Raw genomic sequence first — 24208 nt, forward strand, 5'->3', positions numbered from 1 at the left:
AATCCGTTTGAGGTGCTACGCGGGGCGTTTACGCCCCAGCCTGAGTAGTTACCATCATTTCGCGGACATGATGCACATTCTCATCCGAAATCTGCACGAACACCGAACCGCTCTCGGCCAACAATTCCCGCGCCAGCAGCAGCCGGTCGCGCAGATAGGTGAGGTAGGAATGGATGCCCAGCTCCCAGGTGTCCCGGAACGCCTTGATCATCTCGGGTTCCTGGGTGAGGTCGGCGTCCGAGCGGTCCTTGACGTCGCGCTTGTTGGTGAAGGGCTGGAAGTTCGACCCATATTTGATGCCGTAGGGCGGGTCGATGTAGATCATCTGCACCTGACCGCCCAGGCTCTCCTTGGTCAGGAGCGAGTTCATCACCAGCAGGCTGTCGCCGGCCACCAGCCGGTTCGACCAGCCCTTTTCGTGGTGATAGAAGTCCAGCGCCTGGCGCAGCGGCAGGTTCTCGAACGGCGCCGCGAACAGGTCCGGCTGCCGCCATTGCGTCGCGGCGTCCTTGCCCTTCAGCCGCTTGGCCGCGTTGGCCAGGATCGTCGCCGGGTCGACCCGTTCGTGGACGTGGAGCGAGACGGTCTCGACCTCGACGCTGGTGCGCTCGGCCTTGCCGGTCCAGTTCAGGTAGGGCGCTTGCAGCCGCTTCAACTCATGCAGCGCGGCGCGCATCCGCTCGGCATCGTCGCTGGCGAGCGCGTCGTCGATCAGCGTCTCGATCCCGGCGCGCGCGCTGTCGAAGTTCAGCACCGGGTCGAGATGCGGGTCATAGGCCCAGGTGGTCTTGTCGCCATCCGGATCGGTGCCGGCATGGACCATCCCGACCTCGGGGTTGTTCATCCGTGTCTCGCCGTGGCGATAGCTCAGTACCTGCATGGGCGACTGCGCGGCAGCGGCCGGCCTGCGGGCAGCGGCCTGCGTTCTGCCCGAGGCCGCGCGCGGCGCCGGCGCGTCGGTCGGGATCAGCGCGAACCCGTCCGCCTCGTCGTCGCCCTCCGGGTCCGAGGCGCCGGCGTCCTCGTCCTCCGCATCGGCGAGCACGCGCATGATCGAGCCGCCCCGGCCACGGCCTCGAGCCAGCAGCCCGTCAGCGACCAGCGCATCGCGCGCGGCGACGTAGTCGGCGTCGGCGAGGCCCGGCACCTGCTCGCGCAGCAGCGCCATCATCGCGCCATTGCCGATAGAGGAGCCGTCTTCGGGGGTCAGGGACAGGATCAGGTCGGTCAGGCTGTCGGACATGAGGGGCATGAGGGGCGGGCTACCAGCGCGACGAAAAGCGCGTGTTTTGCAGAACAGTAGCGCGCGGGCCTTTGTCTTGCACGCCCCGATTGCGCTGCTCCGGGTCGATCGCCTCAAAACGTTCGGGTTCGATACCGAGTACCGGAACTTTCTCGATACCGACCAGGGCTATACACTGACGCCCTCGATCGGGGCCGCTGACTTCAATCCAAGCCAACACCCGGCAACAGGCTGCCCGGTTGCCTCGCGACCGTTTTCTCGTCTCGCAGCCAGCGGCCATCGTCAAAAGAACAGGATAGCGACTTGGAGTTTCATGATCATCGTCGAACAGCTGCTCACCGTCCTTGACCGCCCGACCCTAGACTGGATCGCCGATGGACTCGCCATCCTGCTGCTGGTGGGTTACCACGTCTACCTGCGCTGGCTCGTCGCCAAGCATCCCGAACGCTCCTACCACGCGCGCGCGAACGCCCTGCGCCATGCCTGGGTGGAAGTGACGCGGAAGCTCGGTGATCACGGCATCCTGGCGGTCAATACCCTGCGCAACTGGGTGTTCTCGGCGAGCCTGTTCGCCACCATGACCTTCGTGCTCGGACTCCTGGTGGTCGGCTTCGCGCTGCAAGGCTCGGGACTCGATCGCCTGTCGCAGGCGCTCAGCCTGGCGTCCACCGGGGAAGCCGCCGTGCAGGCCAAGTTGCTGCTGCTCGCGGCGCTGCTGTTCACCGCCTTCGTGCGCTTCGCCCTGGCGGTGCGTGACTATAACCAGACCGCGCTGCAGATCAGTCTTCCCGACCAGCATTTCCAAGGGCTGGCTCTCGAGACCATTGCCGATACCCTGAATCGCGCTGGCAACCACTATCACCAGGGCACCCGCACCCTGCTGTTGGGGCTGCCGGTGTTGCTCTGGCTAATTGGTGCCGAATGGTTTCTGCTTGGCGCTCTCCTCGCGCTGGTGCTCCTGCGTGGCTTCGATCTGCGCGCCGATGCGCAGTTTTTGCGCGCGCCGCCGAATACCGCCGAGGGCACGGTGGTCGGCGACCCGCACGCGCTTGAGGCCGATGATGTGCTGGCGGCCCTGCACAGTGAAGAACAGGGCCTCAGTGGCGCCGAGGCGGCGCGGCGGCTGGATGCGGTCGGCGAGAACAAGCTGCCGGAACCGCCGCGCGACGGCCCCATCAAGCGCTTCTTCAAACATTTTCACGATGTGCTGATCTACATCCTGCTGGCGGCCGCCGTGGCCACCGCGTTCATGGGCCATTGGATCGATACCTGGGTGATCCTGGGTGTGGTGCTGATCAACGCCATCGTCGGTTTCGTCCAGGAAGGGCGCGCCGAGGAGGCACTAGCGGGGATTCGCAAGATGCTCTCGCCGAGTGCACTGGCACGCCGCGATGGTGCTTGGAGCGAGATCGATGCCACGCAGTTGGTGCCGGGCGATGTGGTGCGGCTGCGCGCCGGCGATCGTATCCCGGCCGATCTGCGCCTGCTCGAGGCGGCCAATCTGCGCGTTGAGGAATCGGCGCTGACCGGCGAGTCGGTGCCGGCCTCCAAGCGCGTCGCGCCGGTGAGCGATGATGCCAGCATCGGCGATCGCTTCAGCATGGGCTATTCCGGCACCCTGGTGGCGGCCGGCAGTGGCCTCGGCGTGGTCACCGCCACCGGCCCGCACACCGAAATCGGCCGCATCAACCGCATGATCGCCGAGGTCGAAACCCTGGTCACGCCGCTGATCCGCCAGATGGGGGTTTTCGGTCGGGTGCTCTCGGTGGTGATTCTCGGCCTGGCGGCAGGCATGACCCTGGCCGGCTGGCTGTTCCACCACTGGGGCTGGGGCGACCTGATGATGGCGGCGATCGGCTTCGCGGTGGCGGCGATCCCGGAAGGCTTGCCGGCCATCATGACGATCACCCTGGCGCTCGGCGTCCAACAGATGGCGCAGCGCAACGCCATCACCCGCAAGCTGCCGGCGGTGGAGACACTCGGCTCGGTGACCGTGATCTGCTCGGACAAGACCGGCACCCTGACGCGCAACGAGATGACCGCACGCCACCTGATCAGCACCCATGGCCAGTACGATATCGCCGGGGTCGGTTATGCCCCGGACGGGCATCTCTCGTTCGACGACAGGCGCATCGAGCCGTCCGAGCATGACGACCTGCAGGCGCTGATCGAAGCGTTTGCGGTCTGCAACGACGCTGATGTGATCGAGGACGCGGGCCAATGGCGCCTGATCGGCGAGCCGACCGAAGGCGCCTTGCGCACCCTGGGGCTGAAGGCCGGCTTCGACAGCACCGGCTACCAGCGCCGGGCGGTGATCCCGTTCGACTCCGAGCATAAGTTCATGGCGACGCTTGAGCAGTTGCCAGAGCCGGGGCAGGGTCCGGGATCGGGACCGGAGCGAGCGCAAGAGCAAGCGCTAGCGCAAGAGCAAGCGCAGCGCACGCGCATCCTGATGAAGGGTGCGCCCGATCGCCTGCTCGATCGTTGCGCGCACCAGCGCGGCGCCGACGGCCAGCCGGAACCACTCGATCGCGCCTTCTGGGAGGGCGAGGTCGAGCGTCTCAGCGCCAAGGGGCTGCGCGTACTGGCCGCCGCCGCGCGCGCGAGCGATGCGAATCAGACCGATCTGGCACTCGCCGACCTCGACGCTGAGCTGATCTTCCTCGGCCTGGTCGGCATCATCGATCCGCCGCGGCCCGAAGCCATCGAGGCCATCGCTACCTGTCACTCGGCCGGCATCGAGGTCAAGATGATCACCGGCGATCATCTCGGCACCGCCAGCGCCATCGGCCGCGAGATGGGCATCGGCGAGCAGCGTGGCGCCATCTCCGGGGCGCAACTGGAGGCTGCGGATGAGGCGGAACTGCGGCGACTGGTCGCCGAGCATGACATCTTCGCCCGCACCAGCCCCGAGCATAAGCTGCGCATCGTCAAGGCCCTGCAAGCCAACGGCGAGGTGGTGGCCATGACCGGCGACGGCGTCAACGACGCGCCAGCGCTCAAGCGCGCCGATGTCGGCGTGGCCATGGGCATGAAGGGCACCGAGGCGACCAAGGAGGCTGCCGAGATCGTCCTCGCCGACGATAACTTCGCCTCCATCAGTCGTGCGGTCGAGGCCGGGCGCACCATCTACGACAATCTGCGCAAATCGATCCTGTTCATCCTGCCGACCAATGGCGCCCAAGGCTTGGTGATCCTCGCCGCCATCCTGTTCGGTTTCGAGCTGCCGCTCTCGCCGGTGCAGATCCTGTGGGTGAATATGATCACCTCGGTGACGCTAGCGCTGTCACTGGCGTTCGAGCCCGCCGAGCCCGGCGTCATGCGCCGCCCGCCGCGCCGCCCAGATGCCGCCATCCTTGGCGCTTATGCGCTGTGGCGCATCCTGCTGGTGTCACTGATCATCGGCGTTGCCACCATCTTGATCTTTCTATACGAGATGGACAGCGGGCAAGGCCTGGCGGTGGCCCAGACCATGGCGGTGAATACCCTGGTGGTGGGGCAGATCTTCTATCTGCTCAACAGCCGCTTCCTGCTCGAGTCCAGCCTGCGGTTGCGTTTCTGGCTGACCAATCCGGCGGTCTGGATCGCGATTTCGATCATGCTGCTGTTGCAGGCGCTGTTCGTCTATGCCCCCTTTATGCACCTGTGGTTCCACACCGCCGCGCCGCTGCCGCAGGATTGGCTGCTACCGCTTGGCATTGGCATCGCCGTGCTGTTGATCGTGGAGCTGGACAAGGCCGTGACACGCGCCGCCTCGGCACGCGCCCGGCGACGCCGGCGTGCAGGCTGAAAGACACCACCCTCGGAGCGTCGGAACAGTAAAGCGGATGATTGATCGGGCCTGGCTCAAGGTTATTGGGATCGGCGAGGACGGACTCAGCGGCCTCGGAGACGAGGCGCGCGCCGCGCTCAAGACGGCGACGCTGGTCTTCGGCGGCGAGCGCCATCTGGCATTGCTACCGGCACAGGCCGGGCAGCAACGGCGGCCCTGGCCGCGACCCTTCTCCCTGGCTTACGGGCAGGTGCTCGCGCATCGTGGCGAGCCGGTCTGCGTGCTGGCCAGCGGTGATCCGATGTTCTACGGCATCGGCTCGCAATTGGCCGAGCGCCTGCCGCCCGATGAGCTGCGCGTGCTGCCGGCGCCTTCATCGATGAGCCTGGCGGCGGCGCGGATGGGCTGGCCGCTCCAGCAGGTGCGCGTGATCCCTGCGCACGGCCGCCCACTCGCGCGCGTCGCCCTCTATCTCGCGCAAGGGGCGCGCCTGTTGGTGCTCAGCGCCGATGGCGAGACGCCGACCGCGCTGGCCCGCTTATTGGTTGAGCGAGGCTATGGCGCAAGCCAGTTGAGCGTTTTTGGGCAGTTGGGAGGGCCCAATGAAACACGTCGCGATGGCACTGCGGCTAACGGGCTCGGGGGCGTCTCCGAGGCGGGCGGTGCCACGCCCGATCCTGTGCTCAATCTGGTGGCGGTGCATTGCCAAGCCGATCCGGGCACCCGCCCACTGTCACGCCGCAGCGCGCTTCCAGATAGCGCCTTCGAACACGATGGTCAGCTGACCAAGCGCGATATCCGCGCCCTGACCTTGGCGCGGCTGGCGCCACGGCCGGGCGAGCTGCTTTGGGATGTGGGCGCTGGCTGCGGCTCGATTGGCATCGAGTGGCTGCGCGCCGAGTCCAGTTGCCGGGCGATTGCGATCGAGTCGCACGCCGAGCGTCGCGGCTTTATCGAGCGCAACCGCGAGCGGCTGGGGGTGCCGGATCTGCAACTGGTGGCCGGCCGCGCGCCGGACGCGTTGGCTGGGCTCGCGACACCCGAGGCCATCTTCGTCGGGGGTGGACTGACCGTCGAGGGTCTGGTCGAGCACTGCTGGCAAGCGCTGCGGCCCGGCGGGCGGTTGGTGGCCAATGCGGTCACTTTGCAGACCGAGTCAGCGCTGGTCGCTTGGCGCGAGCGGCTCGGCGGCGAGCTGACGCGGGTCAGTGTCGCCGAGGCCGAGCCACTCGGGCGTTTCGACGGCTGGCGCACGGCGCGGCCGATCACGCTGCTGAGCGTTGAGAAGCCGATCGATTGATGCAAGCGCCATCGTCCGACCATCATCGGGAACTGGACAATGGACAGCCGCTGAGTGCGGCATCGGACGTTTCGTCAGAGGATGCCCGCTCAGGTGCCACAAAAGGTGCGCTCGACGACCTCGTCGGGGCGGGGCGGGCGGCGGTACTCGACGTGTTCCGGCTGCTCTGCAAAGGGGCGCGAGACCACCTCGAGCAGGCGATCGAGCGGCGCGAGATCGCCATCGTTGGCGGCGTCGATCGCCTGCTGCACGCGATGATTGCGTGGGATATAGGCCGGATTCACCGCGCGCATCGCCGCTTGGCGCTCGCTGTCGGGCCGGGCCTGGCTGGCGAGGCGTTCGCGCCACGGCACAGCCCATTGATCGAACACGCTGGGGTCGGCGAACTGCGCTCGCACCGGCGCGTCGCTCGCCGGATCATCGGCCGAGACCTCGCCGAGCGTGCGGAAGGTATTGGTGAAATCGGCCTGCTGCGCGGCCATGCGCCCGAGCAGGTCGAGCGCGAGATCCTCGTCCCCGGCGCGCGCGTCGAGCAGGCCGATCTTCGCCCGCAGGCCGCCGTAGTAGCGCCTCTCGAAGGCCTTGCCGTAGCGATCGAGCGCGGCGCGCGCCCGCTGCCTGGCCTCATCCTCATCAGCGCCGAGCAGTGGCAGCAGAGAGTTAGCGAATTGGGTCAGGTTCCAGTAGCCGATGCGCGGCTGTTGATCCCAGGCATAGCGGCCAAAGTGGTCGATCGAGCTGTAGACCGTTTGCGGATGGAAGGCGTCCATGAAGGCGCAGGGGCCATAGTCGATGGTCTCGCCGGAGATGGCGACGTTGTCGGTGTTCATCACGCCGTGGATGAAGCCGACCAGCATCCACTGCGCGATCAGTTCCGCTTGGCGCGCGACGACCTGCTCGAGTAGCGCCTGATAGGGCTGTTCGGCCTCGGCGCAGTCGGGATCATGGCGCGCGATCACATAATCGGCCAGGGTCTTCACCGCCTCGGTGTCGTTGCGGCGGGCGAAGTATTCGAAGGTGCCAACGCGCACATGGCCGGCGGCGACGCGCACCAGCACGGCGCCGACCTCGATGCGTTCGCGATAGACCTCCTCGCCGGTGGCGACCATCGCCAAGGCGCGCGTGGTCGGGATGCCGAGCGCGGCCATCGCCTCGCCGAGCACATATTCGCGCAGCACTGGACCGAGCGCGGCGCGCCCGTCGCCCATGCGCGAGAAGGCGGTGCGGCCGGCGCCCTTGAGGTGGATATCGCGGCGCCTGCCGGCGCGGTCGATCAGCTCGCCGAGCAGGATCGCGCGACCATCGCCGAGACTGGGCACGAACTGCGCATACTGATGGCCAGCGTAGGCCATCGCGATCGGCTCGGCGCCGTCGGGAATCCGATTGCCGGCGAGGATCGCTGCTCCGGCCGGGGTCGAGAGGGCGTCGGCATCGAGCCCAAGCTGCTCGGCGAGCGGCCGATTCAGGCGCAGCAACCCCGGCTCGGCGACCGGCGTCGGCGGTACGCGCGCGTAGAAGTGTTCGGGCAGGCGCGCATAGCTGTTGTCGAAGCGGAATACCGGCGCGCGGGTCCTGTCGAGGGCGTGGCGCTCGATGCTGGAGTGATCGCTAGGGCTGTTCATTGATCGGCTCGATTCCCGAGTTTCACCGTCGGTTTTGTTCAACCGAGGGTGCGGGCAAGCGCGGGCGCCATCAATGGCTGCGCGCCCATCGATGGCGCGCAGAGGAGGGGAACAAGGACCGCGTCCGGTACTGATGGGGTCTCTATCGATCGGTCTCTTGGCTACGCCGACGACGAACACCCGCAAACCCTAGAGACAGCATTCCCATACCGAGCAACGCCAAGGTGGTTGGTTCTGGCACTCGATGAAGAGTAGGACCGCTAGCGCCTTTGATTTGGAACGCGAGGTGCGAGTTTTTAGGAGGATCGCCAGCCCAGGACAACGCCACGTTACCGGTCAAGTTGAAGCCCGCCCCCAGATCGCCGGCATTTTGGATCGCAAGCCAGTTCACTTGGCGCCCAGAACCTTGCGCATCATCGTTCCAGATGTTACTAAAGCCTCCCAGGCTATTACCGTTCAATGTCAGGTCTTCCATGACCACGCCTGTATCAGCGCCAGGCGTTGCTGAGCGAAGCACAAGGCTATCAAAGTTCTCGGAGCCTAATGAAAAGCCGTCGTAGACGACCGATGTCCCTCCCACCGTCCAAGTGGCCTTGGTACCGTCAAAATCGAGTGTAAAATCGACTGATTGGTCATTTGTCCAGCTATAGTCCTCTTCACTGTTGGGGTATGACGGACTCGTATCCGGGGCGACTTTCAATTCGAAGGTATTTGAGCCACCGATGCGACCTTCCGCCACGAATCCTATTTCGGTATCGAAATCTGGAACACTCCAATCAGTAGAACCATCTGCACTTCCACCCATGAAAGATGTCACGATGGGAGCCGCATGAACCGATGGCACAACACCCATGACCGTGATGGCGACGGCGAAAACTCTGTGTACAGGCGAGAACATAGTCATTGTTACTGCGTGATGTGGTTGAGAGGAAAGGTTAGCCTGGAAATTTAAAGCAAAAAATGGGCCATATTTGGTATGGTTTTTATAATCAGGAGGTTATTGTCAGGATGACAGCGTTAAGCAAGGGGACCTGTAAAGATTTTCGACGCTGCCGTTGATGACTTTCAGCCTGGTCAATACTCAATATATCCGCAAAAAACCATGCTGCTTGCATGGTAATGCGCGGTTTCTTCGGATGATGTGACACCGGTCTCACTTTGGCAAAAAAGTGCAGAGTCTTGATAAATCATTGAAGTATAGAATTTTTTAGGTCAACCATGGCGGTCGTCTTGGGTGCGGTCGTTGAGCTGCAACGGCCTCATCCTGGGCACAGACAGGCGAATCTAGGCCCGTTAGAGGCCAGTGTGCGCAGGCACGCCAACCTGATCTGACGATCAGGCGCTGACAAGCCTGGCTAATCGGGTTTTTGCATGTTTCGTGATCGTCTGCTACGGTGAATTCTTACAATCCACGCTAAAGAGGACCATCATTATGGATGCTTCCGTCAACAATGCTGTCAGTGCATCGATGTACATGAACCAAGCGCAGACCGCGCAGCAGGTTCAGATGCAGGTCTTTCGGGACGCGCTCGATAATCAACAGCAGCAGGTGACTGCCTTGATGGAATCCGCAACGGCAGGTTTTGGTGCGGAATCAGGCTCTCACCTCGCTTCCGAGGGTCACCTTGGCACCCAAGTCAATACCTACGCCTGAGCGCTAGCACGCCTGAAATACGGCAATAGCGGGACCGCGGCGGCGAACGAATCGCGGTTCGTCTGCCGCGTCGCTTTGTTCCGCCTATGACGATGCTCGATATCTACTGCGAGCGCGCGGGCGCCGCTGGGCTCCTTGCCGAGCCGATCAACCTGATCACGAATGCGGCCTTCGTCATCGCCGCCGTCTTTGCCGCGCGGTGGCTTGCCGCCGAGCCCGATCTCGGGCTGCGCAACGGTTGGGATCTCGGCTTGCTGATCCTGTTGCTCGGGGCGATTGGCATCGGTAGCGCGCTCTGGCACAGCGTCGCCACCGGCTGGGCGGTGCTTGCCGATGTAATCCCGATCACGCTCTTCCTCAACCTCTACCTGCTCAGCTTCGGCTGGCGGGTGCTCAGGCTGCGGCCGCTGGCGCTGCTCGGGCTCTGGCTCGGCTATCAGGTGCTCAGCATCGGGCTGGTCGTGATCACTGGCCCCGAGCTGCTCAATGGCTCGGTCGGCTACCTGCCGGCGCTCGCGTTCCTAGGCGGGTTTTGGTGGATCCTGCGCCGCCGCGCCGATCCGCTCGCTCCGACGCTTCTGGTCGCCTGCCTCCTGTTCATCGGCTCGCTGACCTTCCGCACCCTCGACATGGCACTCTGCGAAGTACTGCCAATCGGCCTGCACTTCCTCTGGCACCTGCTCAACGCGCTGCTGCTCTATCTGCTACTCCGCGGCTTGATCGGCGCACACCGAGCCTGATGGGGTCTCCTAATAACCCGAGAACCTCCGCACGATTGAGCCTGCCCAGGAATCGGTGGACTTGGTATGCTCTTGCGCACCAATCGACGCAAGGTGTCACCGTGGAAGCTCTCAAGCTCGCAACCATCGACGATTTGCTGCAGAGTGCCGATGAGCAGGTTGAGCTGATCGATGGAGAGATCGTTCGGCGCCCGATGACGCGGCCGTATCACGCGCAGGCTCAAGGCAATGCGCGCGAGGAGCTTGGGCCATTCAATCGCCGCTCCGGACCCGATGGCTGGTGGATTCTCACCGAGGCCAGCGTTGCTTACGAGCCGCACGAGTGTCCAACCCACGATCTGGCCGGATGGCGTAAGTCACGTCTGTCGAGCTTGCCGCATGGCTTGATTGACCTGCCGCCGGATTGGGTCTGCGAGATCGTTTCACCCGGCCATGAGCGCAAGGATACGCAACAGATTCCGCTGCTCTTGCAACGCCACCAGGTGCCTGACTACTGGTTGATCTGGCCGGAGGAGCGCAAGCTTGTTGCCCACCAACTTGAGGCTGGCCGCTATCGCGTCATCGCCACGATGGATCATCAGCAGCGTGCTCGAATCCCACCGTTCGACGAGATCGAGATCGATCTTGGCTACATCCTGGCTGCCTAACGCTCATGACGCGGTGCCACCTCTGAGAATGAATCGCTAGAGCGGTTGCATGTCCTATTCGTTAGTTGCTACGCAGTCACGGCTTCCTGCCGCCCAGCCAACCGTCCAGCCCCGCGCCGAGCGATCAGCCAGGCGCCGAGATAGCAGCCGATGCCGGCCAGCAGCGTGACCGGCTGACCGGCCTGGACCGACAGCAGTGTCGCTGTCGATGCGGCGAGCACCGAGGCGAAGCCATGGCCAGCCCGGCGAAGTGGTGCCAGTGGCTGAACTCGAACAGCCGCAGCAGCACGATCTCGAACGCCAGCACCGAGCCGGCGAGGGCGCCGACGGTGAGCAAGTGCAGCGGTCTGGGGGCCGTGTCGGACAACTCAGCGCCCCCCGTTTTGTCCCCCGTTTCGCTCGCCGGTCAGCGGCACGAACGCCACCGACATCAGATTGCGCGTCCGGGTCTGGCCGTCGTCTGTCTTGGTCACCAGCAGCAGATTCTGGGTCCAGCCGGCCCGGCCGACCGGGATCACCATGCGCTGGCCGGGCTTGAGCTGCGCGATCAGCGGCGGCGGCACATGCTGCGCGGCCGCCGTGACGATGATCGCGTCGTAGGGCGCCAGCTCCTCATAGCCATAGTAGCCGTCGCCCTGGATCGCGGTGATGTTGTCGAAGCCAAGCTTGTCGAGCAGGGCCGCGGCTTGCTCGGCCAGCGGGCGGATGATCTCGATGGTCACGACCTCGACGCCCATGGCGCCGAGGATCGCGGCCTGGTAGCCGGAGCCGGTGCCGATCTCGAGCACGCGGTCGCCCGGGGCCAGTTCAAGCGTCTCGGTCATGAAGCCGACGATGTAGGGCTGCGAGATGGTCTGGCCGTGCCCGATCGGCAACGGGCTGTCCGCGTAGGCCCTGTCGCGAAGATCCGCTGGCACGAAGGCGTGGCGCGGCACCGAGCGCATCGCCGCCAGCACCGCCTCGTCGGAGACACCGCGCTGCTCGATCTGGCGCTCGACCATCCGCTGGCGCTCCTCCTCGCGCGCGGCGTCGAAGGTCGCTCGCCCCTCGGGGCCTGGCGCGTCGGCGCGTAGCAGGACCTGGGTATCCGTGGGGCTCGTCGTCGGTGAGGCAGCGTCCGGCTGGGCCAATGCCAGGGCCGAGAACGCAATCACAATCGCGAATAACAGCGTGGAACGGACGGTGTCTTTCATGGCTAGCCTCCCGCGGTGCATGAATATTGGATACTACCCGTCGTGCCCGGCCAGGTCGAATGGCCTGCAAGGCCGTGGCGATGGCGGCGGCGGCGTCATCGGGCCGCAGCCAGGCCACCGGGCGGGGCCAGCTCCCCCTGATCGATCCTGGAGGGGCGAAATCATCGCTGCGGACGGATATAGTTCGAGCCGATCTTCGCCCGTGAAGACAGCACCGGCGCGAGCCGAGCGAGGTTCCATGACATCGATCCGTGACCTGAGCCAGCCAGAGGGGCCATTGACGAGCGACTGGCCCACCGGCTTCATGCTGATCCAGGGCAATCGCCTCGAAGCCCTGCGGCAATTGCTCACGACCTGGTTGTCCCGGCATCCGCTGCACCCCCTGGAAAACGAGGTCATCCTGGTGCAGAGCAACGGTATCGGCCAATGGCTGAGGCTCGCGCTCGCCGAACAGCCCCTCGAACAGCCTGGCGGCCAGGCCCGAGACGGCATCGCCGCCGCCCTCGATCTGATGCTGCCCGGGCGCTTCCTGTGGCAGGCCTATCGCGCTGTGCTCGGTGACCTGCCGGAGCGCTCCGCTTATGACAAGGCCCCGCTCGGCTGGCGGCTCTACCGGCTGTTGGGGAAGTTGGACGCGCTCGCCGACACCGCCGAAGAGCGGACCCATCTGGCCCCGCTGCGCGGCTTTCTCGACGCCGACCCGGAGCACGACGGCGCCGCCCGCCGACGCTATCAACTCGCCGTGCGCCTGGCGGATCTCTACGACCAATATCAGGTCTATCGCGCCGACTGGCTCGAGGCCTGGCTGCAGGGTCAAGACCAGCTCATTCACGCCAACGGAACCGCCGTCGACCTGCCCCAGGATCAGCGCTGGCAGCCCCTGCTCTGGCGCCGGCTCAAGCAGGATCTCATCCCCACGGAGCAGGGCAACGCCGATGATCCCTTGGCGCTGCCGCCGGGGTCCGACCCGCCGCCCGGGTTCTGGATCAGCCGCGCGCAGATCCATCAGCGCTTCCTCGCCCGGGCCAAGACCCTCGACCCCGCCCAGCGCCCGCCGCGACTGCCACGGCGGGTGATCGTCTTCGGCATCTCCTCGCTGCCGCGCCAGACCATCAACGCGCTCGAAGCCCTGGCCAAGGTCTCGCAGGTCATGCTGTTCGTGCACAATCCCAGCCGTCATTACTGGGGCGACCTCGTCGAGGGCCGCGAGCTATTTCGGCAGGCCTATCGTCGCGATGCCCAACGCGGTCAGCGCAAGATCCCCGGCGGTCTCGACGAGCAGGCGCTGCACCTGTACGGCCATCCGCTGCTGGCGGCCTGGGGCAAGCAAGGGCGCGACTACATCCGCCTGCTCGATGAGCACGATGAGCGCGGCCGCTATGAGGAACGCTTCCAACAACACGGGCTGCAGATCGATCTGTTCGAGTCGCCGCTGGAGGCGGACGCTCCCGATAGCGCCAGCCTGCTGCAGCAACTCCAAGACGACATCCTCGAACTGCGCCCGCTGCATGAGCGCCGCGCGCAGGCCAGCGCGATCGATCCGCACACTGATCGCAGCCTGAGCTTCCTCGTCGCCCACAGCCCCCAGCGCGAGGTCGAGATCCTGCACGATCAGCTGCTCGACGCCTTCGCCGCCGCCGAGCAGGCCAGTCAGCCGCTCGCCCCGCGCGAGATCCTCGTCATGGTGCCGGACATCGACCGCTATGCACCGCACATCGAGGCCGTCTTCGGCCGCTTCGCCCCGGATGATCGGCGCCGGATTCCGTTTCAGCTCTCCGACCAGGCCGAACGCCAGCGCAATCCGCTGCTGATCGGCCTCGAGTCCCTGCTCAAGCTGCCGCAATCGCGTCTCGCCCTCGGCGATCTGCTCGATCTGCTCGAGATCCCGGCGTTGCGCGCGCGCTTTGGCCTGCAGGAGACCGATCTGCCACAACTGCGCCAATGGGTCATCGGCGCCAACGTGCGCTGGGGCCTCGATGCCGCGCATCGCGCCGGCCTGGGTCTGCCGCCCGACCTGGAGCAGAACAGCTGGCTGTTCGGGCTGCGCCGCATGCTGCTCGGCTTCGCTGCCGGTGACAGCGCGCCCTGGCAGGGTATCGAGCCCTATGCCGAGGTCGGCGGGCTGGATGCCGCCCTGGTCGGCCCGCTGGCCGAGCTGTTGCAGACCCTCGCGCACCACTGGGCGCAGCTGAAGACCCCGCGCCCGCCGACGCAGTGGGGCGAGCTGCTCGCCGCCTTGCTCGACGCCTGTTTCTGTGCCGAGACCGATGCCGATGAACGGATCCTGGCCCGCCTGCGCGACGCCCTCGAGCAGTGGCTGCAAGACGTGACCGATGGTGGCCTCGGCGCTGAACCCCTGCCGCTGGAGGTGGTGCGCGATGCCTGGCTCGGCGCCCTCGACGAGCCCAGCCTGAGCCAGCGCTTCCTGGCCGGGGCGGTCAACATCGCCACCCTGATGCCGATGCGCGCGATCCCGTTTCGCCAGATCTGGCTGTTGGGCATGAACGATGGCGACTACCCGCGCAGCCGCCGGCCGGCCGATTTCGACCTGATGGCCAACGACTACCGTCCCGGCGACCGCTCCCGGCGCGAGGACGATCGCTACCTGTTCCTCGAAGCGCTGCTCTCGGCGCGCGAGCGGCTGGTCATCAGCTGGGTCGGGCGCAGTGTGCGCGACAACAGCGAGCGGCCGCCCTCGGTGCTGGTCGGCCAGTTGCGCGATCACATCGCCGCCGGCTGGCGGCTCCAGTTACCGGCTGATACCGCAACGACCGCCGCAGCGAGTTCCGGCAAGGCCCTGCTCGCGGCACTCACCACCGAGCATCCGCTGCAACCCTTCAGCCGCCGTTATTTCGAGTCCGGCCCGGCCGATTCCGGTGACTCCGCGTCAGCTCGCCCCGCCTCGGGCGCCAGCCACCGGCTGTTCACCTATGCCCACGAATGGCGGGAGCTGCATCAAGCGACCGCCGCCTCGGACGAGGAGGTCGCGCCCCGGCTCGCGCCGCCGATCCTGGAGGCGCCGATCAGCCTGCGGCAGCTGGGTGACTTTCTGCGCTCTCCGGTGCAGACCTTCTACCGTCAGCGCCTGGGGCTGTTCCTGCAAGACGAGGCCGAGCCGGATCCCGATGCCGAGCCGTTCGACATCGACGCGCTTGCCAGTTGGGGATTGCGCGCGCAGATGCTCGCCAGCATCGAACGCCAGCTCGCGACCCAGCCTGTATCGACCTCTGCGGACGTGCTCGACGCGGCCATCGGACGGCTTGGCCGCAGCGGTCATCTCCCGCTCGCGCCCTTCGATGCGTTGCTTCGCGAGCAACTGCAAAGCGAACTCTCGGCGCCCCTGGCGCACTACCGCGCACTGCTGAGCGCCCACCCCGAAACCTTGCCGACGGCGGCGCTGCGCCTTGAGGTCGCCGGCTGGGTGCTGGAAGACAGCCTGAGCGGCCTGCGTGCCGCGGCCAAGGGTGAAGGTGAGCGTCTGCGCCTGACCTTGCAACCCAGCGCGCTGATCAAAGACCACCAGCTGCGCTGGCAGCAGCTGGTGCGGCCCTGGCCGGCGCATCTGGCCGCCCAGCTGCACGCGCCCACCACCAGCTGCCTGATCGGCCCGGGCGGCGCGCTGCGGTTTCGCCCGCTGGAGCCGGATGCGGCGCGAGCATGCCTGGATGAGTTGATCCAGGGCTATCAGCAGGGCCTGAGCGAACTCCTGCCGCTAGCCTGCCGCACGGCCTTTGCTGAGCTTTGCGCGGAAAAGGACATGCGGGAAAAAGGCAAAACCAAGGCCAAGCCGGCCGTCGATTACGAAGGTCAGAACCCGTACACCGGCGAGCGGGATGAGCATCCCGGCTATGCGCGCTTCTGGCCCGATTACGCCGACTTGAGCGCCGATCCCCGCTACCGAGCGCTGATCGAACGGCTCTACCAACCGCTCTTCGATCACCAGCCCGAACAGGAGGCCTTCTGACATGGCGGACGCCACGCAACCCCGACTCAAGGCCCGGCAACCTCAGCGCAAGGCAACGGATTCCGCGTCGCGGGACAGGCCACGCGCACCTGTGCCGGCCGCCGGTCAGCCTGATCCCGCGTCTTGCCGAGCCCAGATCGAGCCCAATCTCGATGCCCTGCGCTTTCCGTTGCGCGGCAGTCGCCTGATCGAGGCCAGCGCCGGTACCGGCAAGACCTATACCCTGGCGCTGCTCTACATCCGCCTGGTGTTGGGGCATGGCCAGCGCGAGGGCGAGGTGGCGCCCGAGGCGGTGACCGCCTTCCACAGGCCGCTGATGCCGCCCAACATCCTGGTGGTCACCTTCACCGAGGCGGCGACCAAGGAACTGCGCGAGCGCATCCGCGCCCGACTGGTGGACGCCGCCGAATGCTTCGAGGCGGGGGGCAAGGAAGGAACCGATGGAGGCCCGGATGCAGCGACAGGGGCAGGGACAGAGATCGGGGCAGAGATCGGGGCAGGTCGAAAGGCAGCGCCAAAGTCGGGTACGGCGGCGCGGACCGAAAGAGGAGACGCGCTCCAGGGCGAGGAGGGCGCCCACGGCGGCGTGGACACCGATGACCCGCTCCTGCGGCTGCGTCGCGACTATCCAGCGCAAGACTGGCCGCGCTGCGCCCGGCTGCTGCAGCAGGCCGCCGCCTGGATGGACGAGGCGATGATCGCCACCATCCACGGCTGGTGTCAGCGCATGCTGCAGGAACATGCCTTCGCCACCCGCGGGCTGTTCGAGCCTGAGCTGGTCACCGATCAGACCGATCTGCTGCTGGAGACCCTGCGCGATTACTGGCGCCTGCACTTCTATGCCCTCGAACCCGAGGATGCGCGCAGCCTGCGCGAGGTGGCGGTCTCGCCCGAGGCGCTGCACCGGCTGCTCAGCGCCTGGCTCAGCCAGCGCGAGGCGCCGTTCAGCTTCCAGGGTCAGCCGCTGGCGAGCGATCGGTTGGCGGAGGCCTTGCGCGCCCGGCGCGCCTATCACGAACGGTTGCGCGCCGTCTGCGCGCTGGAGGATGCCGCGCGTGAGGCATGGAAGAAGGACCGACACAGGATCGAAACCAAGCTCAAGGCGCTGCGGCCCGCCCTCAATGGCACCTATCACGCGAGCGCCAACGAGGCGAAGTTCGCGGATTTCCTCGAACAAGCCGCGCGCTGGTCCGAAGGCGGCGAGGCGCCGACGCCTCTGAAGCACTTTGCCCAAGGCGCCTTCGTCTTCAAGGCTAAGGCCGCCGTCCAAGAGCAACCGGATCACCCGGTCTTCGAAGCCATCGCCAGCTGGCGCCAGGCGGCCGATGACTTGGGCGCCGCCGACAATGCTGACGCGCCCAGCCTCGAGGCCTGCCTGCTCGCGCATGCGGCCGCTTGGCTCGGACGCGAACTGCCACGGCGGCTGCGCCAGCGCGCCGAGATGGGCTTCGATGAGCTGCTGCGCGATCTGGAGGCCGCGCTCAACCCGGCTGAGTCCAACGCGGACGCCTGTGCCCAGGCCAAGGCCCTGGCCGCGACCATCCGGCGCCAATTCCCGGTCGCGCTGATCGATGAGTTCCAGGACACCGATCCGATCCAGTACCGGATCTTCGATGCCGTCTACGGGGTGGCCGAGAACCGCCAGGACAGCGCGCTGATCCTGATCGGCGATCCCAAGCAGTCCATCTACGGCTTCCGGGGTGCCGACATCCACGCCTATCTGGCCGCGCGCGCGGCCACGGCGGGACGCCACCACAGCCTGACCGTCAACTACCGATCCACCAGCGCCCTGGTCGCGGCCTGCAATCGCTTCTTCGGCCAGGCCGAACGGCACGAGCGCGGCGCTTTTCGCTTCCGCCCGGCGCCTGAGGCGGACAATCCGATTCCCTATGTCCGCGTCAGCGCCAAGGATCGCGGCACCCGGCTGATCGTCGATCGGGCGCCGGCCAGCGCGATGACCTTCTGGAGCCTCGGTGAGGCAGCGATCGGCACCGACGATTACCGCCAGCAGATGGCCGAGGTCGCCGCGACCGCCGTGCGGGACTGGCTCGACCAGGCGCGCGCGCGGCGCACCGGCTTGCAGGGGCCGAACGGCTTCCGCCCGCTCAAGCCGCGCGACATCGCCATCCTGGTCAAGGACCGCAAAGAGGCGGAGCCGATGCGCCGGGCCTTGGCGGCGCGCGGCATCCACAGCGTCTATCTCTCCGATCGCGATTCGGTGTTCGACACCCGCGAAGCCGCCGACCTGCTGCATTGGCTGCGCGCCTGTGCCGCCCCGAGCGACGAACGCCTGGTGCGCGCCGCGCTCGGCACCAACACCCTGGGTCTGCCGCTCGCAGCGCTCGCCCGGCTGCAGCAGGATGAACTCGGCTGGGAGCAACGGGTCGAGCGCTTCGCCGAGTATCATCGCCTCTGGCAACGCCGCGGTGTGCTCGCCATGCTGCACCAGTTCATGCACGACGAGGCGCTGCCGGCCCGCCTGCTTGCGCGCGATGGGGGCGAGCGCATCCTGACCAATCTGCTGCATCTGGCGGAATGGCTACAGCAGTCCGCCAGCGCCCTGGATGGCGAGCAGGCACTGATCCGCCACCTTGCCGAGCACTTGGGCGCCGGCGGCGAGGAGTTCGTCGTGCGCCTGGAGAGCGACGCCGAACTGATCCAGGTCGCCACCATCCATAAGTCCAAGGGTCTGCAATACCCCCTGGTGCTGCTGCCGTTCATCTGCGGTTGGCGCGAGATCGATGGTCACACCCGCCAGGTCAGCTATCGGCCGCCGCCAGTGGCAGCCGAGCCGGGCGCCGAGGTGCCAGCGGCGTCAGCAGCGCAGGTGCCAGCGGCGTTAGCAACGCAGGTGCCAGCCGCGTTGGCAGCGCAGGTGCCAGCCGAGGCGCCCGTCGAGGCCTCGGTTGGGTTGGCAGCCAGCGCCGCATCTAAGCGGCCGAGCCGTTATCTGGAAGTGGCTGGTCATCGTCAATTTCCGCAAGCTTGGGATGCCGCCGACGATGACCGCCTGAGCGAGGAGATGCGCCTGCTCTATGTCGCCGTGACCCGTGCCGAGCACGCCGTCTGGCTCGGCATGGCGCCCTTGAAGCGGGGCAACGCCAAGTCGCCCCAGCTGCACAAATCCGCCATCGGTTATGTGCTCACCGGCGGCAAGCCCCTGGCGGACGCCGAGGCCCTGTGGGCGGTGTTGGATCGGCTGTGTGGTCCCGAGGAGGGCGCGGACCCGGGGACCGCTGCCGTGCCAGCGGCGACGGGCGCGGCAGCGCGTGGCGCGTCCGGCGAGAGGGCAGGCAAGACGACGGAGGGGGCGCCTGTCGCCGCAGCCGCTGAGTCAGCCCCTGAGGCAGCCCCTGGGGCAGCCCCTGAGGCAGTCCCTGAGTCAGCCCCTGACGCAAACGGCGAGGTCGATGCTGGCCACTTAACGCATGACGCGGTCATGGTCAGGAGACCTGCGCCGGCTCCGAGTTCGGATCGGCTAGCCCCAGCCGAGGCCTCCAGCCTCGCTGCGGCGCGCCGACCCGGCCATCAGGGCTTCCCGCGCTGGTGGATTGCGAGCTATTCGGCGTTGCGTCGGGGCGCGCCCGAGGGTCAGCGCGAAACGCTGGAGGCCAGCACCGCCGAGACCGCGCGCCAGGAGACCGCGCTCGAGGAATCGGTCCCGCTTCAAGAGCCACCGCTAAGCGTGCCTCATGAGGACTGGCCAACGCCTCCCGCGCCGCCGGCCGCTTCAGCTTTGGCTGCGCTGCATGCGTTCCCGCGCGGCAGTCGCTACGGCACCTTCCTGCACGGTCTATTGGAATGGTCGGCGGCGCAAGAGTCGCATGAGTGCGGGCAGCGCCGGCGCGGCTTCGCCGCCGCCGCCAGTACGGCACGCCTGCGCCGCGAGATGCTCGCGCGGCGCTGCACGCTGCGCGGTCTTGGCGATTGGCGCGAGCGTCTCGAGGCCTGGTTGACGGCATTCCTCACCCGGCGTTGGACCCTGACGGGTCTCGACGATGGGTCCGGCCAGCCGCCGAGCCTGGCCCTGTGCGAGTTGCGGCCGTCGCAGATGCAGGTCGAGCTGGAGTTCTGGCTGCCAAGCCGCGATGTCGACAGCCGCGGGCTGGACCGTCTGCTGCGCGCCCACTGTCTGCCACAGCAGCCGCGCCCCGAACTCCCGCCCAATCGACTCGACGGCCTGCTCAAAGGCTTCATCGATCTGGTGTTCGAGCATCAGGGGCGCTACTACGTGCTGGACTGGAAGTCCAACTGGCTCGGCGCGGATGACAGCGCCTACACCCCCGAGGCCATGCGCGCGGCGATCCTTGGGCATCGTTACGATCTGCAGTACGCGTTCTACCTGCTCGCGCTCCACCGGCAATTGCGTGCCCGCCTGCCGGACTACGATTACGATCGCCACCTCGGCGGCGCCGTCTATGTCTTCCTGCGCGGCAGCGGGGCGCCCAGCCAGGGGCTGTTCACCGACAAGCCACCGCAGGTGTTGATCGAGGCGCTCGATCGCTGTTTTGCCGGCCAGGATGCGAACACGCCAGCGGAGGTCCACGGATGAACGAACGCTTGACCCCTGAACCGACACCCCGAAGCCCGTCGCCGGAGGCGACAGACCTCCTCGAAACCCTGAGCGATTGGGCCGCGGCCGGTGCGCTGCGCGCCCTGGATGTCGCGCTGACGCGCTTCATCGCCGAGCAAGGCGGCGAGACCGATGCGGCGGTCCTGCTGGCGATCGCGCTGACCAGCGAGCGCAACGGCCATGGTCATGTGTGCCTGGACCTGCACAGCGCCCTGGCGCAGCCGGCGACGCTGCTCGGGCGCTTGCGCGATGACGCCGAACTCAGCACCTCGGTGCGCGAGGCCCTGAACGCCCGCCTGCAGGGCTTGCACCTGGACGACTGGGTCGCGCGCCTGGCCGCCAGTCGCTGCATCAGTGACTGGCTCGGTGCGGGCGTCGACGACGGTGCCTCGCCGCTGGTGCTCGCCGGTCGCCGGCAGCAGCCGTTGCTGTATCTGCGCCGCTACTGGCGCGATGAGCAGCGCATCCGCGCCGGCATCCAGGCTCGCCTGACGCCGCCGGTCGAGGTCGATGAGGCAGAACTGCGCCGCCAGCTCCAGATCCTATTCAAACCCCAAGAGGGCCGGCCCGTCATCACCCCGGACTGGCAACGCCTCGCCTGCGCGCTGGCGGTGCGCCGGCGCTTCTGCATCGTCACCGGCGGCCCCGGCACCGGCAAGACCGCCACCGTGGTGCGTCTGCTCGCGCTGCTGCAAGGCCTGCGCGCGGCGGCCGGGGAGCCACCCCTGCTGATCGAACTCGCGGCGCCCACTGGCAAGGCCACCGCGCGGCTCAATGCCTCCATCGCCGAGCAGGTCGGTCAGCTCGCCGCCGGGCAGGCCCCTGCCGGCAGCATCCCAACCCAGGTGCGCACCCTGCACCGGCTGCTCGGCAGCCTCCCGCAGAGCCGGCATTTTCGCCACGATGCGGCCAACCCACTGCCGGCCGATGTGGTCGTCGTCGACGAGGCCTCGATGGTGGACGTGGAGATGATGGCGCGCCTGCTCGAGGCGCTCCGCCCGGAGGCGCGTCTGGTGCTGCTGGGTGACAAGGATCAGCTCAGCTCGGTGGAGGCCGGCGCCGTGCTCGGGGATCTGTGTCAGCAGGCGGACCCGGCGCGCTACTGGCCAGAGACCGCAGACTGGCTCAGGCGCGTCTCCGAGCAGCCCATTCCCGTCGAGTGCGTCGCTGCCGAGGGTCGGGCCTTGGATCAGGCCATCGTCACGCTGCATCACAGCTATCGCTTCAGCCTGGAGGGCGGCATCGGCGCGCTCGCCAACCTGGTCAATCGCGGCGCTGCGAGCGATCGGCCGGCCTGCGCTGACGCGGCGGATGCGGCGCGGTCCACCGGGGCAGACGAGGCGGGCGCGCGAGCAGCCACGTCGGCACCCGCTCGGCGAGCCTCGGGACAGCAGGATCGACTCAGGGCGGTCATGGCCCTGTTTGGCCAGGAGCAGCAACCGGCCCAGCCGGATCTTGGTCGGATCGAGGCCGTGCGCCTGAGCGATCCGGAGGATGCGCGCTTCGCCCGGCTGATCCAGTCCGCCTACTGCGCCGAGGACAGCTATCTGCGGGTGATGCGCGACCAATGCCCGCCGGTGGAGGCGGGTCGGACGGCCTTCGATGCCTGGGCGTGGGCGGTCTTGCAAGCGCAGAAGGGATTTCAGCTGCTCACTCCGCTGCGCCAGGGCGCCTGGGGCGTGGAGGGGCTCAACGCGCGCATCCTCGCCCTGCTGAATGCGCCTCGACTCGGTCTGTTCGGGGCCCAACGCGCAGGGCCTGAGGGTGCCAGTGCCAACGCGGCTGCGAACCCTGGTTCAGACCCGGTTGCCGGCCTGGCTCGGGCGCTGTCCGCGCGGGGACTGGGCGGACAGCGCCAATGGTTTGCCGGCCGTCCGGTGCTGATGACGCGCAATGACTATGGGCTGAATCTGATGAACGGCGACATGGGGGTGACGCTCCCGGTGCCGGTGCACGCCATCGACGAGCAGGGCGCGGATGACGCAGCCCAGATCGGGGCCAAGCCCAAAGACGCCCCAATGCCATGGCGACTGCGGGTCGCCTTTCCGACCTCAGAGGACAAGGTGCGCTGGGTCTTGCCCAGTCGCCTGCAGCAGGTGGAGACCGTCTTTGCGCTGACCGTGCATAAGTCCCAGGGCTCGGAATTCACCCATACCGCCCTGGTCCTGCCGGACCAACCCAATCTCGTGCTGACGCGCGAGCTGTTCTACACCGCGCTCACCCGTGCCAAACGGCGCTTCACGCTGCTCTACAGCGACGCGTCGGTGCTGGGGGAGACGCTTGAGCGGCGTGTGCAGCGCTTCAGCGGTCTGCAAGGGCAGTGGCGCTCGCTCGATGCAATCCCCGGCGTATCCGATGCCGGTCAGCGTTAAGGCGAGCGACGGAAAAGCGCGGCGCGCATCGCGCAGGCTGTTCGTTGGCCTTCGAGGCGTCGCGTCGGCAGCAGCACCGGGCTCTGTGACCGGCGGTGCGACGCGGAAGCAGTCCGTGCTCACCAAGAACGACGCGGCTGCCGGGCTTCACCACCGCAGGCCGGCTGCGGCGCTCCCGCCTCAGTGCACCGGCGGATCGATCTGCGGGACCTGCTCGGCTGGCGCGACCGGCTCATCCGGCTTGCGCGGCGGCGTCGCGTCCTCGGGGATCTCGTTGATCATCATCTCCGGCGTCTCGTAACCCGCGAGGTTTGGACCAGTTCGGGCGCGGCTGCCAGCGCGCCACGGTCTTGAGCGGCACGATGACAAGCCCGGGCAGGGCGAGGTCCACCTCGACCTTGTCGGCGATCGCCCGGATCCGCCGGTAAGGGTCGAAGAAGCGCTGGATCGGGTTGAAATAGGGCAGGTCATGATTGCCCACCTCGACCGTGACCGGGGCCTCCAGGGCACCAATCCAGGCGCATGCGGCGTCGAATTCATGCTGCCTGGCGCGCATCGTCAGGTCGCCCGTGATGGCCACCGCATCGGGACGCTTGTCGGCGATCTCTTGCTGTACCCAGTCGAGCGCGCGATGGTCCTCGAGCCCGAAGTGGATGTCGCTGAGGTGGAAGAGGAGGCAAGGGTCGGGCATTGGCAGAGGTCTCTCAAGATGCAGGCGAGCGGTGCACCGCGCTCACGCGACCCAGCGCAGCCAGGCGCGCACCGGCAGGTGGTCGGAGGCGGCCCGGGTGCTTGGCGTGCGCACGGCCTCGATCCGCTCGACGGCGAGAGCGCGACCGTGCCAGATGCGATCCAGCGCGAGCACGGGCCAGGCAGAAGGGAAACTGGCGCGGCACGAGGCCGATGCAAGCCGTTGGTTGATCGGCGCGAGACGGCGAGAACCGTTGCGCCATTCATTGAAGTCCCCGAGCAGGAGTGTGCGGGCCAGGTCGGAGGCCGGGTTGGGTGCCAGGTCGGACGCCCCATCCGGTGCCAACTCAGGCGCCAACTCAGGCACTGGGTCAGGCACTGGGTCAGGCACTGGGTCAGGCGCCAACCCGGCCGGCAGAGGGTCGTCGAGGGCCGTGG

The 24208-nt window shown here is 67.1% G+C and carries 14 protein-coding genes; 8 read left to right on the plus strand and 6 right to left on the minus strand.

Annotated elements, in window-relative coordinates:
* Positions 1-28 precede the first annotated feature (28 nt).
* On the minus strand, positions 29-1252 hold the full coding sequence (locus ACLFQI_RS02000) for a DNA methyltransferase (RefSeq protein WP_410757129.1): 1224 nt from the start codon (positions 1250-1252) through the stop codon (positions 29-31).
* 304 nt (positions 1253-1556) lie between these two features.
* On the opposite strand from ACLFQI_RS02000, the gene ACLFQI_RS02005 reads away from it, so the two are divergent.
* Positions 1557-5033: an HAD-IC family P-type ATPase gene (locus tag ACLFQI_RS02005; protein ID WP_410757130.1), complete on the plus strand. Its 3477-nt coding sequence runs from the start codon at positions 1557-1559 to the stop codon at positions 5031-5033.
* A 37-nt stretch (positions 5034-5070) separates the two neighbouring features.
* Positions 5071-6315 (plus strand): precorrin-6y C5,15-methyltransferase (decarboxylating) subunit CbiE, encoded by a 1245-nt coding sequence (cbiE, locus tag ACLFQI_RS02010; RefSeq protein WP_410757131.1) that lies wholly within the window; start codon positions 5071-5073, stop codon positions 6313-6315.
* A gap of 89 nt (positions 6316-6404) precedes the next feature.
* Here cbiE and ACLFQI_RS02015 read toward each other — a convergent pair whose 3' ends face one another.
* Together ACLFQI_RS02015 and ACLFQI_RS02020 are read right to left on the minus strand one after the other, a co-directional pair.
* The gene (locus ACLFQI_RS02015; protein ID WP_410757132.1) at positions 6405-7937 is read right to left on the minus strand and encodes a protein adenylyltransferase SelO; all 1533 of its coding nucleotides are present in this window, start codon (positions 7935-7937) and stop codon (positions 6405-6407) included.
* Positions 7938-8079: 142 nt separating this feature from the next.
* Positions 8080-8841, minus strand: coding sequence for a choice-of-anchor W domain-containing protein (locus ACLFQI_RS02020; RefSeq protein WP_410757133.1), 762 nt, complete (start codon positions 8839-8841; stop codon positions 8080-8082).
* A 528-nt stretch (positions 8842-9369) separates the two neighbouring features.
* Here ACLFQI_RS02020 and ACLFQI_RS02025 point away from each other — a divergent pair.
* The 3 genes from ACLFQI_RS02025 to ACLFQI_RS02035 all read left to right on the plus strand — a co-directional run bounded on the left by ACLFQI_RS02025 (position 9370) and on the right by ACLFQI_RS02035 (position 10978).
* The gene (locus ACLFQI_RS02025) at positions 9370-9591 is read left to right on the plus strand and encodes a putative motility protein (RefSeq protein WP_410757134.1); all 222 of its coding nucleotides are present in this window, start codon (positions 9370-9372) and stop codon (positions 9589-9591) included.
* An 86-nt stretch (positions 9592-9677) separates the two neighbouring features.
* The gene (locus ACLFQI_RS02030; RefSeq protein WP_410757135.1) at positions 9678-10331 is read left to right on the plus strand and encodes a ceramidase domain-containing protein; all 654 of its coding nucleotides are present in this window, start codon (positions 9678-9680) and stop codon (positions 10329-10331) included.
* A 101-nt stretch (positions 10332-10432) separates the two neighbouring features.
* Positions 10433-10978 carry a Uma2 family endonuclease gene (locus ACLFQI_RS02035; protein ID WP_410757145.1) on the plus strand — a complete coding sequence of 182 codons (546 nt, stop codon included), beginning with the start codon at positions 10433-10435 and terminating at the stop codon, positions 10976-10978.
* Positions 10979-11346: 368 nt separating this feature from the next.
* Here the strand turns inward: ACLFQI_RS02035 and ACLFQI_RS02040 are convergent, their stop codons facing one another.
* The gene (locus ACLFQI_RS02040) at positions 11347-12171 is read right to left on the minus strand and encodes a protein-L-isoaspartate(D-aspartate) O-methyltransferase (RefSeq protein WP_410757136.1); all 825 of its coding nucleotides are present in this window, start codon (positions 12169-12171) and stop codon (positions 11347-11349) included.
* Between the two features lie 238 nt (positions 12172-12409).
* Between ACLFQI_RS02040 and recC the strand changes: the two genes are divergently transcribed.
* Genes recC through recD form a run of 3 tightly spaced genes read left to right on the plus strand, consistent with a single transcriptional unit; the run spans position 12410 to position 23080 of the window.
* The gene (gene recC, locus ACLFQI_RS02045; RefSeq protein WP_410757137.1) at positions 12410-16135 is read left to right on the plus strand and encodes an exodeoxyribonuclease V subunit gamma; all 3726 of its coding nucleotides are present in this window, start codon (positions 12410-12412) and stop codon (positions 16133-16135) included.
* A gap of 1 nt (position 16136) precedes the next feature.
* Complete coding sequence (gene recB / locus ACLFQI_RS02050) at positions 16137-20687, plus strand: exodeoxyribonuclease V subunit beta (protein WP_410757138.1); 4551 nt, start codon at positions 16137-16139, stop codon at positions 20685-20687.
* On the plus strand, positions 20684-23080 hold the full coding sequence (recD, locus tag ACLFQI_RS02055; RefSeq protein ID WP_410757140.1) for an exodeoxyribonuclease V subunit alpha: 2397 nt from the start codon (positions 20684-20686) through the stop codon (positions 23078-23080). Before recB ends, recD begins: the two co-directional genes overlap by 4 nt.
* 232 nt (positions 23081-23312) lie before the next feature.
* Here the strand turns inward: recD and ACLFQI_RS02060 are convergent, their stop codons facing one another.
* A complete protein-coding gene (locus ACLFQI_RS02060) occupies positions 23313-23771 on the minus strand; it encodes a metallophosphoesterase family protein (protein WP_410757141.1) in 459 nt (152 codons plus the stop codon).
* 42 nt (positions 23772-23813) lie between these two features.
* The coding region (locus ACLFQI_RS02065; RefSeq protein ID WP_410757143.1) for an endonuclease/exonuclease/phosphatase family protein at positions 23814-24208 on the minus strand (395 nt) is incomplete at its 5' end.

It is taken from the genome of Halochromatium sp., from assembly GCF_046541315.1.
Classification (GTDB): domain Bacteria; phylum Pseudomonadota; class Gammaproteobacteria; order Chromatiales; family Chromatiaceae; genus Lamprobacter.